Below are 12,801 nucleotides of genomic sequence, written 5' to 3'. Positions count from 1 at the left end.
CCGCCGCCTCACGCTTTCTATGAAGCGCGTATGTCGCGGTGACACGGCCGCTGTGGGCGGGCATGCTGGCATCCATGACCTCCCGCCCCGCCCCCCTGCTGCGTCCCGACGGCACGCCGATCCGCGCTCTCGTCGTCGACGACGAGGCCAATCTGAGCGAGCTGCTGCGTATGGCACTGCAGAACGAGGGGTGGGACGCCCGCACCGCCGCCGACGGCCAGGAGGCGCTCGGCGTCATCCGCGACTTCGACCCCGACCTGCTGGTGCTCGACATCATGATGCCGGGGCTCGACGGCATGGGGCTGCTCGCCCGGGTCCGCGCGGCCGGGAACGACGCCCCCGTGCTCTTCTTGACGGCGAAGGATGCCGTGGAAGACCGCATCGCCGGCATCTCGGCCGGCGCCGACGACTACGTCACCAAGCCGTTCAACCTCGAGGAGGTCGTCGTCCGACTGCGCGGCATGGCCCGACGCCACGTCGCCGCCGTCGCCGACGCCGATCCGCGACTGCGCGTGGGCGATCTGACCCTCGACGAGGAGGCCTACGAGGTCGAGCGCGGTGGCATCCCGATCAAGCTCACCGCGCGCGAGTTCGAGCTGCTGCGCTACCTCATGCAGAACCCCCGCCGGGTGCTGAGCAAGGCCCAGATCCTCGACCAGGTGTGGAGCTACGACTTCGGCGGCGACGGCAGCGTCGTCGAGATCTACATCTCGTACCTGCGCAAGAAGATCGACACCCTCGGCGAACCCCTCATCCACACGGTGCGCGGCGTCGGCTACACGATCAAGGCGTCATGACCGCGTCCGTCGTGTCGCGGCATCCGTCGTCGCGGCGGCGGTGGACGCTGCGCCGCACCCTCGTCGTCGGGACCAGCCTGCTCGTCGCGCTGGCCTTCGTGGTGATGAGTCTCGCGACGATCGTCTCGCTGCGTTCCTTCACCCTCGACCGGCTCGATCAGCAGGTGACCGAGGGGCTGTCGTTCGCGGCGGGCCGCGGGTCGTTCGAGAACCGGAGCGGATCGCAGCCGCCGCCGAGCCAGACGCAGGGTCAGGATGCCGACCGCCCGGCGCCGCGGATCGGCTCGCTGCAGGTGACGGTCGCCTCCGACGGCACCGTTCGCGCGTCGGAGTACACCCGCAGCGACGGCACGCAAGTGCAGCTCACCGCGGACCAGGTGGCGTCGCTGCGGGCGGGCGTGCCGACCGACCGCATCCCGACCACGATCGACCTGGGCGGTGACCTGGGCTCGTTCCGGGTCGCCGCGGCCGAGGTCGACGGCACGACGGTGTTCGCCGGCAACTCGGATGCCGACGTCACGGCGACCACGACGGCCCTGACGGTGATCCTCCTCGCGGTGAGCGCGGCGACCCTGCTGATCGCCGTGGTCGGCCTCTCGCTCTTCGTGCGCCGGAGTCTGCGGCCCCTCGACCGCGTGGCCGCGGTCGCTCAGCGGGTGTCGACGCTGTCCCTCGCGGCCGGCAGCGTCGAGATCCCCGACCGGGTCGCCCCCGCCGACACCGATCCGGTCACGGAGGTGGGCCGGGTCGGCGCATCGCTCAACGGGCTGCTCGGCCACGTGCAGTCCTCGCTCGCGGCCCGTCAGCACAGCGAGGACCAGCTCCGCCGTTTCATCGCCGACGCCAGCCACGAGCTGCGCACGCCCCTGTCGAGCATCCGCGGCTACGCGCAGCTGTCGCTGGGCGAAGACGCACCGATGACGCCGACGCAGGCCCGCTCGTTCGACCGGATCGAGTCGGAGGCCACGCGCATGGCATCCCTCGTCGACGACCTGCTGCTGCTGGCCCGCCTGGATGCCGGTCAGCCCCTGCGCCGCGACGAGGTGGAGCTCACGCTCCTCGCCGTCGACGCCGTGAGCGACGCGCAGGCGGCGGATGCCGCGCACGCCTGGCGCCTCGACGTCACCGACGACCTCATCTCGGTGACGGGCGATGAGAACCGCCTGCGCCAGGTCGTGGCCAACCTGCTGCGCAACGCGCAGGTGCACACCACTCCGGGGACGACGGTGACCCTGTCGCTCGCACGCGACGGGGCGGGGGCGGTGCTGCGCGTCGCCGACGACGGACCGGGGATCGACCCGGGGGTCGCCGGGCGTCTGTTCGACCGATTCGCCCGGGCCGATGACTCCCGCAACCGGGATGCCGGCAGCACGGGCCTCGGGCTCTCGATCGCCCAGGCGATCACCGAGGCCCACGGCGGGAGCATCGCGGTCGAGAGCGTTCCGGGGCGGACGGTGTTCGAGGTGCGGCTGCCGGTGTGACCCGGCGCTCACGCGTAAGTCGCCAGAAATCGTCGCCGGGGAACGACCGGAAGCGACAGATTCTGGCGACTCGCGCGGGGTGCGGAGGGCGCGTCAGCCGATCAGGCTCGGCTGCAGGTCGCGCAAGGTGCGGTGGTGCGTCATGCGGGTCACGCCGATCGCCGCGAGCAGCACGCCGCCGACCATCCACGCCCCGAGCACGAGCAGGTCGGGGCCGACCCGCGAGACGTCTCCGCCGTACATGACCTGGCGCATCGCATCCACGACGTACCCCATCGGCAGCACGTGGTGCAGCGCCGCCAGGGGAGCGGGGAGCGTCTGCCACGGGAACGTCCCGCCCGCGGTGACGAGCTGCAGGACCATCAGCACGAGGCCGAGGAACTGCCCCACCGAGCCGAGCCACACGTTCAGCGCCAGCACGATCGCCGCATACGTCGCCGAGGCGAAGAGCAGGATGCCGAGGGCGGCCCACGGATTCGCGAACGAGAACTGCAGGGCGATCGCGAGCACCGTGAACAGCCCCACCATCTGCAGGGCACCGAGGCCCGCCGGCGTGAGCCATCCCGCGAGGGTCACCCGCACGGGGGAGCGCAGGGCCGTGATGGCGCGCTTGGAGACGGGCTTGACGATGAGGAACAGCGCGTAGATGCCGATCCAGCCGGCCAAGGCGGCGAAGAAGGGCGCGAGGCCCGCACCGTAGTTCTGCGCTTTCGTGACCGAGCTCGTGCCGACGGCGACGGGATCACTGATGGCCGCGGCCTGGGCCGCCCGCGTGGCGTCGTCGGAGTCGGGGATCTGATCGACGCCCGCCGAGAGACCGTCGCGCAGCTGGGTCGCGCCGTCGGAGAGCTGGCCGATGCCGCTGTCGAGCTGGGCCGCGCCATCGCGCAGCTGGGCGGATCCGTCGCGCAGCTGCACGGCACCGGATGCCGCCGAGGCGGCGCCGTCGGCGAGGGCCGACGCCCCGTCGGCCGCGTTCGCCGCGCCGGACGCCACCGAGGCGCTGCCGTCGGCGACCTGGCGGGCGCCGTCGTCGAGCTGATTGATCTGGTCGACCGTGCTCTGCACGCGATCGTTCGCCGATGTGAGACGTTCGCCCACGGGGTCGAGGCGCGACAGGATCTCGTCGATGCGCGCCTGGTCGAGACCGGCGTTCGCGAGGGCCGTGGCGATGTCGGCGCGTGCCTGGGGGAGTTGCGCCGCGGCGTCGCCGGCGATCGAGCCGACCTGCCGCGCAGCCGCGTCGATGCGGTCCACGCCGTCGGCGACCTGCGCCGCCCCGTCGGCGACGCGCGCCGATCCGTCACGCAGCTGCGCGGTGCCGTCGCGAAGCTGACCCGCTCCCGCCGAGAGCTGGGCCGTGCCATCGGCCAGCTGCGCCGATCCGTCGGCGAGGGTCGTCGACCCGCCCGCGAGCTGCGACGAACCGTCTTTCGCCGTGCCGAGACCGTCGACGAGCTGGGTCGCCCCGTTGGTGGCATCCACGAGCTTCACGCGGATGGTGTGCAGGGCGTCGAGCAGGGTCCCCCCGGCCTCGTCGATCACCTTCTGCGCGACGGAGGTCTGGATCTTGGCGACCGCTTGCGTGCCGATGGTGGAGGCGAGGTAGTTGTTCGCGTCGTTCGTGCGCAGCTCGATGTCGGCCTGGCGCGGGGTGTTCGTCGAGAGCGAGGCCACGGCATCGGTGAAGTCGGTCGGCAGGGTCACGACGAAGTCGAAGTCGCCGGCCTGCAGGCCGGCGTCGGCCTGATCCGACGAGACCCGGTGCCACTCGAACGTGCCGTCGTCCAGCAGCTGCTCGGCCGCCTCGTCGCCGAGGTTGCGCTGCTCGCCGTTGACGTCGGCGCCCTGGTCATCGACCACGAGGGCCACGGGGACCTCGGACAGGTTGCCGTAGGGGTCCTGATTCGCCCACAGGTAGAGGCCGCCGTAGAGGATCGGGACCGCCAGCAGCGCGACCAGCGCCAGCACCGACATGCGCGTGGACGTGAGGCGGCGCAGCTCGGCCGCGATCATCTGGGGGATCTTCACCGCGTGGCCTCCTCGGCCTCGTCGAACGAATCGATCGCGGTGCGCGAAGCGCTGCCCGCGATCACGAGCACGGCGTAGCCGCGTTCGGCGAATTCCCGCGCGATGCGCCACCACCCGAGAGGCTCGCCACCGTGGCGGTCGGGTGCGACGAGCACCAGACCCTCGACGTCCGCACGCAGGGCGGCGAGCTCGAGCAGCAGCCGCACGCGTACGGCGGGATCGATGTTGCCGATGGGCAGTCCGGCTATCGCCTCGAGCCCGATCTGCTCGAGCCAGCGCGCCGCGGCGAACGGCGTCGGCGCGCGCCCGGCGAACATCAGCTCCTCGGCGACGACACCGGTGACGGTGACGTTCGGCTCGGGCTCCGACACGACCGGTGCGTCGACGAGCGCGACGCGACGGCGGATCGCCCCGCGGTCGGCGCGACCGTCGATCAAGACGGTGCCGGCGTCGACCTTCATGCGACCGGATGCCACGAGGCCCAGCACCGTGGGCCGCTGCTCGGTCTCGGCGACGACGAGGGAGGCCGCGCCGGTCTCGTAGGCCGTCGAGGTCTCGGGCAGGGCACTGCGTCCTTTGGCGACGGCGTCGACGACGATTCTCATCAGGCCTGCGCCTCCAGCTCGGGGTGCTGCGCGAGGATGCCGCGCGCCTCGGTCCACGACAGGCCGGCCATGCCCAGCACGGCGCACACCGCGATGGAGCGGGCGGTCGAGGACTCGGCATCCACCCGGGAGACCACCATGCGGCCGGTCTCTTCGAGCAGGCGCGCCAGGGTGGGCGCGGGGAGGTCGGTGCGCAGCTCTTCCGCCTCCTGACCCCGGCGCACGATCGCGTCGATGCGGCGGCGCAGCGGAGCCAGGGCCGCCGAGGTCTCGGGCAGGTGCGCGTCGTCGAGCGCGAGGGCCGCGGCGGCCTGCACGTGGGCGGCTTCGCGCCAGAGCTCGGATGCCAGGCGGGCGAGCGCGACGCGGGAATCCGCGTCGTCGACGTCGTCGGCGATGGCGTTGAAGCGCGCGGCACCGGCGGCGATGACCTCGCGCACGATGGCGTTGCGGTCGTCGAAGTGGCCGTAGAGGGCGCGGCGCGACAGGCCGGCGCGGCGGGCGATCGTGTCGATCGAGGCGCGGGGGTCGTGCCCGATGGCGGCGGTGGCCGCATCGAGGATGCCGGCGCGGTTCTCGACGGCGTCGCGGCGGGTGGGGATGCTCACGCGTCGAGTGTACGCCTAAAGTGCACAGTGGTGTGCAACTTAGTTTCGCCGCCCTCTGAAGGATCGAGCGGTGCGCCGATCCCGCCTCCTCTGTCTGCTGACCGTTCCCCTCGTCGCGACGAGTCTCGCCGGGTGCACGGCGGATGCCCCGACCGACGCCGCGACGCCGACGTTCACGAAATCGATGAGTGAGCTGCGTATCGACGCTCGCGAGACCAGCGATGATCTGGTTGCCGCGTTCGGCGAGATCCGCTTCGATCAACCCGTCGACGTCGACGTCGAGGACTGCGCGGGGGAAGAAGCGGGAATCGGTCGCTGGCACGGGAATCGCGTCTTCGAAGCCACCGCCCCCGCCTCGACGATCGCGGGACTCCGGGATGCGTACGCCACAGATGCCTCGGTGACGACGGGCGCGCCCGGAGACGTGGAAATGACGCCGGGCAGGAGCGTGATCGCACAGATGCCGTGGACACTCATCCGCGATGACGCCGGGTCAGATCTCCTCCAAGCCCCGGAGGGCCCCGAGGGAAACGTCTCGATCACTGTCTTCACCGCCTGCGGCGTCCTCTAGAAGAGCAGGCCGTCGAGAACGCACGAGAGCCCGCGACGCCAGGCGCCGCGGGCTCTCGTGCGTGACTGCCTCAGTCGGTGCCGGCGTCGAACGCGGCGGACTCGCCCGCGGCATCCGTCGCCTCGGCCAGGCGCTCGCCGGCGGCAGAGAGGGGAGCGGCGGGCTCGATGATCTCCTGCGCGCCGCCCGCGGCGACATCGCCGACGAGCTCGCCGGTCGGGCCGCCGATGAGGCCGAGCGAGGCGTACTGCTCGAGACGGGCGCGCGAGTCGGCGATGTCGAGGTTGCGCATGGTGAGCTGACCGATGCGGTCGACCGGACCGAACGCGGCGTCGCCGACGCGCTCCATCGACAGCTTCTCGGGCGAGTACGACATGCCGGATGCCACGGTGTCGAGGATCGTGTAGTCCTCGCCGCGGCGCAGGCGCACCGTGACCGAGCCGGTGATGGTCGATCCGACCCACTTCTGGATCGACTCGCGGAGCATGAGCGACTGCGGCTCGAGCCAGCGGCCCTCGTACATGAGGCGACCGAGGCGACGACCCTGCTCGTGGTAGGTGGCCAGGGTGTCTTCGTTCAGGATGCTGTTGACGAGGCGCTCGTAGGTCAGGAACAGCAGCGCCATGCCCGGGGCCTCGTAGATGCCGCGCGACTTGGCCTCGATGATGCGGTTCTCGATCTGGTCGCTCATGCCGAGGCCGTGGCGTCCGCCGATCGTGTTCGCCTCGCGCACCAGGGCGACCGGGTCGTCGAAGCGCGTGCCGTTGATCGCGACCGGACGACCTGCCTCGAAGGCGACGGTGACGTCCTCGGTCTCGATCTCGACCGCGGGGTCCCAGAAGCGCACGCCCATGATCGGCTCGACGATCTCGAGCGAGACGTCGAGGTGCTCGAGGGTCTTGGCCTCGTGCGTGGCGCCCCAGATGTTGGCATCCGTCGAGTAGGCCTTCTCGGCGCTGTCGCGGTAGGGGAAGTCATGCGCGACGAGCCACTCGCTCATCTCTTTGCGGCCGCCCAGCTCGGTGACGAAGTCCGCGTCGAGCCAGGGCTTGTAGATGCGCAGGGCGGGGTTGGCGAGCAGGCCGTAGCGGTAGAACCGCTCGATGTCGTTGCCCTTGTAGGTGGAGCCGTCGCCCCAGATGTCGACGCCGTCTTCTTTCATGGCGCGCACGAGCAGCGTGCCGGTGACGGCACGACCCAGGGGTGTGGTGTTGAAGTAGGTGCGGCCGCCCGAGCGGATGTGGAACGCGCCGCAGGCGAGCGCGACGAAGCCCTCTTCGACCAGCGCCGTCTTGCAGTCGACCAGGCGCGAGACCTCGGCGCCGTACTGCGTCGCGCGGCCGGGGATCGAGGCGATGTCGTCTTCGTCGTACTGCCCGAGGTCGCCCGTGTAGGTGCAGGGAACCGCGCCCTTGTCGCGCATCCACGCGACGGCCACGGAGGTGTCGAGACCACCCGAGAAGGCGATGCCGACGCGCTCGCCGACGGGAAGGGACTGCAGGACCTTGGACATGCCCTCGATTCTAGGGCGGAGGGATGCCGCAGCCCGACTCCGGTGGAGGAGTGCGGCCGGCGAGCTGCCTGGGGAGGAGCCTCAGCCGACCACGACGTCGGTGATCGTGACGGGGGTGGCCGGACGCCCATCGCGGGCGCCGCCCTCCGCGCCGGCTGCCGCGATCCCCTGGACGACCGCGAGACCCTCGGGCGACATCGTGCCGAACACGGTGAAGTTCGGATCCAGCGTCGTGTCCTCGTAGACGAGGAAGAACTGGGAGCCGTTGGTCCCGGGGCCGGCGTTGGCCATCGCGACCGTGCCCGCCGGGTACTTCTCGGCGCCGTCGAGCTCGTCGGCGAATCGGTAGCCGGGACCACCGCGACCGGTGCCGGTGGGGTCGCCGCACTGCAGCACGAAGATGCCCGAGGTCGTGAGGCGGTGGCATTCGGTGTTCGAGAAGTACTGCTGCTGCGCGAGCGAGACGAAGCTCTCGACGGTGCACGGGGTGCGGTCGCCGGTGAGGGTGAGGGGGATGTCTCCCGCCGAGGTCTTCAGCACCGCCTCGACGTCACCGGCGGGTCGGTCGGTGCCCGCGGCGGGCGGGGTCACGTCGACGGCGGGCTGCCCGGAGGCGGGGTAGGAGCACTCGGCGCTGCCGGCGCTCGCCGCGGAGGCGCTCGAAGCGGGAGCGGCCTCGTCCGAGGTGCCGCCGGAGCAGCCGGCGAGCAGGAGCAGGGCGGAGGCGGCCAGGGCCGCGGACATCAGTCGCGTACGCACGCGTCCCAGGGTAGGGCGCTCAGCTCTTGCGCGAGGTCACCAGGTCGAGCGCGGCCTTCTCGAACCAGCTCCCCGCCGAAGGGCCCCCGTTGCAGGTGCCGTCGCTCTCGCCCGGGCGCTTGACCCACAGCAGGGCGTCGAGCCCGCCGCTGCCGCTGACGGCGCGGGGCGTGCTGCCGAGACCGACACCGGAGGGGTTGCACCAGTCGCCGGTCCACCCACGGCCGTTGCGCGAGGTGTCGATGACGTACCGCGTCTTGCCGCCGAGGAGGGCGCGCACGCGCTCCGCGTATTTCTGCTCGGATGCCGTCGTGTAGAAGTTCGAGACGTTGGTGGCGAACCCGCGGGCGTCGGCGACGCCGGCGTCGCGCAATCGTGCGGCCATCGTCTCGGCCGGGATCCATCCGGAGTTGCCCGCGTCGATGTACGAGGCCACCCCCGCCGAGGCGAGCGTACGGACGGCGTCGCGGATGAGGCCGGTGCGATCGCCCTGCCCGGCGCAGTCGCCGAGCATCGCGAGGGCGTCGGGCTCGACGATCGTGACCGCGCGGGTCCCGCGCAGCGTCTGCGCGATGAGGGCGACCCACTCGCGATACGCAGCGGGGTCGAGGCCGCCGCCGGAGTGCAGGCCGCAGTCGCGGGCCGGGATGGCGTAGAGCACGAAGACGGCCGTCTTCTTCTGCTGCGCGGCGGCGCGGGTCTCGGCCTGCAGCACCCGCACGAGGGCCGAGCGGTCGTACCACTCGCCCAGCCAGACCGCCGTGGGCTGACGCGCGATGACGCCGATCTGCTTCGCGACCTCCGTGCGACCGGCCGCGGCGGCCGCCTTCTGCGCTTCGGCGGCCGTCGAGTACGTCGGAAAGGCGGGCCCGGATGCCAACGGGTTGGCGGTCGCCACGCGAGGCGTCGCACGGGGGCTCTCGCCGGTTGCCGGCCCGGCGACCGCGAACGGCGCGATCAGGGCCACGAGGGTGCCCGCGAGGAGGGCGATCGTGCGGAACGTGCGACGCGGCGGCATCCGGCGGGCTTTCGTCGAGGGACGGGACGAGTCATTATGCCCGGTTGCGCCGGGAAAGCGCCCCGTTCGGGTCAGATTGCGCGCCGACCCCGCGCACGGCCGATCGCCACGACGCCGAAGGCGAGCCCGACGATCACGACCGCGATGATGACGATGTAGACGACCACGCTGCCCCAGCCGCCGCCCTCGTTCGGGTTGAGGAACGGGTAGGGGTACCAGAAGGGTGCCCCCGTCGTGGGGTTGGTGATGAGGGGCGCGCGCACCAGAGTGTAGACGATCCAGGCGATCGGGAAGATCGCGGCGCCGAGGGCCGCGCCCCATCCGAGGCGTCGGCGACCCGCCCCGAGGAGCACGTCGAGGAGCAGGAACAGCGGACCCCACACGTGCAGGATCTCGTTCGACCAGCCGACGGTCTCGGGCTGGAGGGGGAGACCGCGCAGCAGCAGGTTGTAGACGATGCCGGTGACGATCATGTAGGTCGACACCCACGCCAGCGCGGTCGCGAGGGCGGGCGGATCGGCCTCGAGGCTCCGCCGTCGGAGGAACCGTGCGGCGAGCAGAAGCAGCACGATCGCCGCCGACACGTTCGAGAGGATCGTGAAGAAGCTGAAGAAGTTCGCCACGGTGGTGACGACGTCGCGTCCGGTGTCGACGGCCCCCGCGACGGTCGAGACGAACTGCGCCACGACCGCGGTGATGATGGCCGCGGCCGCGACGGCCCGGGCGATGTTCCAGCCGGTGGCCCACCCATTCGTTCTCGTCATGGGCTCAGGCTAGTGAGACGGCGCTCACGACGACAGGCTGCGGGCGTGCCGCACCCTCTCGGTAGGATGGGGTGTACCGCCGGACAACATGCGAGGAGCACTCATGCCCGGAATCGTGATCGTCGGCGTCCAGTGGGGCGACGAGGGCAAGGGCAAGGCCACCGATCTGCTCGGTGAGCGCACCGACTGGGTGGTGAAGTTCAACGGCGGCAACAACGCCGGCCACACCGTCGTCATCGGCGACGAGAAGTACGCGCTGCACCTCCTGCCCAGCGGCATCCTGTCTCCCGGGGTGACCCCGGTGATCGGCAACGGCGTCGTGGTCGACCTCGAGGTGCTCTTCAACGAACTCGAGGCGCTCAACGCGCGCGGTCTCGACACCAGCCGGCTCAAGATCAGCGCCAACGCGCACATCATCACGCAGTACCACCGCACGCTCGACAAGGTCACCGAGCGCTTCCTCGGCAAGCGCATGATCGGCACCACCGGGCGCGGGATCGGCCCGGCTTACGCCGACAAGATCAACCGCGTCGGCATCCGCGTGCAAGACCTCTTCGACGAGAACATCCTGCGCCAGAAGGTCGAGGGCGCGCTCGATCAGAAGAACCACCTGCTGGTGAAGATCTTCAACCGCCGGTCGATCACGGCCGACGAGATCGTCGACGACCTGCTGGCCTACGCCGACCGCGTGCGTCCCATGGTCGCCGACACCTCGCTGCTGCTCAACGACGCGCTCGAGGCCGGCGACGTCGTCGTCTTCGAGGGCGGCCAGGCCACCATGCTCGACGTCGACCACGGCACCTACCCGTTCGTGACCTCGTCGTCGGCGACCGCCGGCGGCGCCGCGACCGGCTCGGGGGTCGGTCCGAACCGCCTCGACCGCATCGTGGGCATCGTGAAGGCGTACACGACGCGCGTCGGGTCGGGTCCGTTCCCGACCGAGCTGTTCGACGAGAGCGGTGACTGGCTGCGCTCGCGCGGCTTCGAGTTCGGCACCACGACCGGCCGCCCGCGCCGCGTGGGCTGGTACGACGCGCCCATCACGCGCTACGCCACGCGCATCAACGGCATCACCGACCTCGTGCTGACCAAGCTCGACATCCTCGGGGGGCTCGACCAGATCCCCGTGTGCGTCGCGTACGACGTCGACGGAGAGCGGTTCGACGACCTTCCGGTCAACCAGACCGACTTCCACCACGCGAAGCCGATCCTCGAGTACTACCCCGGCTGGAGCGAGGACATCTCGTCGGCGCGCACGTTCGACGACCTGCCGCAGACCGCCCAGGACTACGTGCTCGCCCTCGAGAAGATGAGCGGCACCCGCATCTCGGTCATCGGCGTGGGTCCCGCCCGCGACCAGGTGATCGTGCGCCACGACCTCATCGACTGATGCGCCTCTGGGTCGGTGCCTACGCCGCGGATGCCGGCTCCGCTGAGGGGATCGGCATCCTGCAGGCCGGAGAGTCCGATGCTCCCGGGGCGAGTGGTCCTCTCGGCATGGTCGGCACGGCCGTCGCCGCGCCGGGATCGCCCTCGTGGATCGCGCCGCACCCCTCGGGCGACCTGCTGTACGCCGCCCTGGAGTGCGACGGCGTCGTGCAGGCCTACCGCCGCGTGTCCGACACGCGGCTGGCCCCCATCGGCGCGCCGATCGAGGCGGGTGAGGCCGTGTGTCACGTGGCCGTGGCGCCCGACGCGACGTCCCTCGTCGCGAGCTGCTGGGGCGACGGACGCGTGGTGCGCATGGACCTGGATGCCGCCGGCCGCCCCTCCCGGCCGGTGATCGCCGCGGAGGCGGCCGACCCGTACGGCTCGTCACCGGAGGAGGGCACGGTGTCCACCGGCACGCGGGTGTCGGGCGCCGTCGTCCCCGACCTCGCCGCCGCGGCCCGCGCTCTGCGAGATGCCGCCGGCGACGAGTACGCGCACCTCGTGCCCGCGTACGACGACGTTCCCGAGACCGACGCCGAGTCGGAGGAGGCGGCGGCGGGCGCGCGCGTCTCGCGCGCCCACCAGGCCACGTTCCTCCCCGGCGGCCTGGTCGCGACGACCGACATGGGACTCGACCTCGTGCGCCTGTGGCGCAACGCGCCCTCCGGACTCCGTCTCGTGCAGGAGGTCGTCCTGCCGAAGGGCAGCGGGCCGCGGCACGGCGTGTGGCATCCGTCGGGGCACTTCTACGTCGTCACCGAGCTCAGCCGGGAGGTGTTCGCGCTCGCCCCCGACCGCGGGGGCCGCTGGCACGTACGCTCCGGCGAACCGCTGCTCGGCACCCTCGACACCGACACTGCTGCGGAGCTGAGCATGAGTCGCGACGGGGCGACGCTGCACGCCGGCGTGCGCGGAAGCGACACGGTCGGCGTCCTCACGGTCCGCGGCGCGGGGGAGGCCCTGCAGCTCACCGCGCTCGCCGAGACGGGCACGCACTGGCCGCGGCACCATCTTGTGGTCGACGACACGCTGCTCGTCGCCGGTCAGCTCGCCGACGAGATCGTGTCGCTCCCGCTCGACGCGCGCACGGGCGTGCCCGGCCGGGTGCGGCATCGCACCGTGTCGGCGTCCCCGACGCGTCTACTCGCGATGCGCTGAGCGGCACGGGCACGTCGGCCCGCGGCGACGACGAGCCGTCCGCACGCCGCGGCGAAGCAGCCGAC

General features: G+C 71.6%; 12 protein-coding genes. 5 read left to right on the top strand and 7 right to left on the bottom strand.

Annotated features, from left to right (window positions below; genetic code table 11):
• Positions 1-74: 74 nt before the first annotated feature.
• Positions 75-797, top strand: coding sequence for a response regulator transcription factor (locus AB0N82_RS03530; protein ID WP_315994046.1), 723 nt, complete (start codon positions 75-77; stop codon positions 795-797).
• Positions 794-2,278 carry a HAMP domain-containing sensor histidine kinase gene (locus AB0N82_RS03525; RefSeq protein WP_363388194.1) on the top strand — a complete coding sequence of 495 codons (1,485 nt, stop codon included), beginning with the start codon at positions 794-796 and terminating at the stop codon, positions 2,276-2,278. Before AB0N82_RS03530 ends, AB0N82_RS03525 begins: the two co-directional genes overlap by 4 nt.
• 93 nt (positions 2,279-2,371) lie before the next feature.
• On the opposite strand, the gene AB0N82_RS03520 is transcribed toward AB0N82_RS03525, so the two are convergent.
• Genes AB0N82_RS03520 through AB0N82_RS03510 form a run of 3 tightly spaced genes read right to left on the bottom strand, consistent with a single transcriptional unit; the run spans position 2,372 to position 5,522 of the window.
• Positions 2,372-4,309 (bottom strand): YhgE/Pip domain-containing protein, encoded by a 1,938-nt coding sequence (locus AB0N82_RS03520; RefSeq protein WP_363388191.1) that lies wholly within the window; start codon positions 4,307-4,309, stop codon positions 2,372-2,374.
• Positions 4,306-4,914 (bottom strand): hypothetical protein, encoded by a 609-nt coding sequence (locus AB0N82_RS03515; protein WP_363388188.1) that lies wholly within the window; start codon positions 4,912-4,914, stop codon positions 4,306-4,308. Before AB0N82_RS03515 ends, AB0N82_RS03520 begins: the two co-directional genes overlap by 4 nt.
• Positions 4,914-5,522, bottom strand: a complete 609-nt coding sequence (locus tag AB0N82_RS03510; RefSeq protein WP_315994042.1) for a helix-turn-helix domain-containing protein — start codon at positions 5,520-5,522, stop codon at positions 4,914-4,916. Before AB0N82_RS03510 ends, AB0N82_RS03515 begins: the two co-directional genes overlap by 1 nt.
• A gap of 70 nt (positions 5,523-5,592) precedes the next feature.
• Between AB0N82_RS03510 and AB0N82_RS03505 the strand changes: the two genes are divergently transcribed.
• Entirely contained in the window at positions 5,593-6,093 is a 501-nt protein-coding gene (locus tag AB0N82_RS03505) for a hypothetical protein (protein ID WP_363388184.1), read from the top strand.
• A 70-nt stretch (positions 6,094-6,163) separates the two neighbouring features.
• Here the strand turns inward: AB0N82_RS03505 and argG are convergent, their stop codons facing one another.
• From argG to AB0N82_RS03485, 4 genes are all read right to left on the bottom strand, one after another.
• Complete coding sequence (argG, locus tag AB0N82_RS03500) at positions 6,164-7,606, bottom strand: argininosuccinate synthase (protein WP_363388181.1); 1,443 nt, start codon at positions 7,604-7,606, stop codon at positions 6,164-6,166.
• Positions 7,607-7,687: 81 nt separating this feature from the next.
• Complete coding sequence (locus AB0N82_RS03495) at positions 7,688-8,365, bottom strand: peptidylprolyl isomerase (RefSeq protein WP_363388178.1); 678 nt, start codon at positions 8,363-8,365, stop codon at positions 7,688-7,690.
• Positions 8,366-8,384: 19 nt separating this feature from the next.
• Positions 8,385-9,383 carry a glycoside hydrolase family 6 protein gene (locus AB0N82_RS03490; RefSeq protein WP_363388175.1) on the bottom strand — a complete coding sequence of 333 codons (999 nt, stop codon included), beginning with the start codon at positions 9,381-9,383 and terminating at the stop codon, positions 8,385-8,387.
• A gap of 71 nt (positions 9,384-9,454) precedes the next feature.
• Positions 9,455-10,147: a Pr6Pr family membrane protein gene (locus tag AB0N82_RS03485; protein WP_363388172.1), complete on the bottom strand. Its 693-nt coding sequence runs from the start codon at positions 10,145-10,147 to the stop codon at positions 9,455-9,457.
• Between the two features lie 103 nt (positions 10,148-10,250).
• Between AB0N82_RS03485 and AB0N82_RS03480 the strand changes: the two genes are divergently transcribed.
• Complete coding sequence (locus AB0N82_RS03480; RefSeq protein WP_363388169.1) at positions 10,251-11,537, top strand: adenylosuccinate synthase; 1,287 nt, start codon at positions 10,251-10,253, stop codon at positions 11,535-11,537.
• Positions 11,537-12,736, top strand: coding sequence for a beta-propeller fold lactonase family protein (locus AB0N82_RS03475; protein WP_363388166.1), 1,200 nt, complete (start codon positions 11,537-11,539; stop codon positions 12,734-12,736). The genes AB0N82_RS03480 and AB0N82_RS03475 overlap by 1 nt, the downstream gene beginning before the upstream one ends.
• The last annotated feature ends 65 nt before the right edge of the window (positions 12,737-12,801 follow it).

The sequence above is a fragment of the Microbacterium sp. NPDC089186 genome (assembly GCF_040685115.1).
Classification (GTDB): Bacteria; Actinomycetota; Actinomycetes; order Actinomycetales; family Microbacteriaceae; genus Microbacterium; species Microbacterium galbum.
The sequence above is the reverse complement of the archived record's forward strand: the minus strand, read 5'-3'. Positions and strand labels throughout refer to the sequence as shown.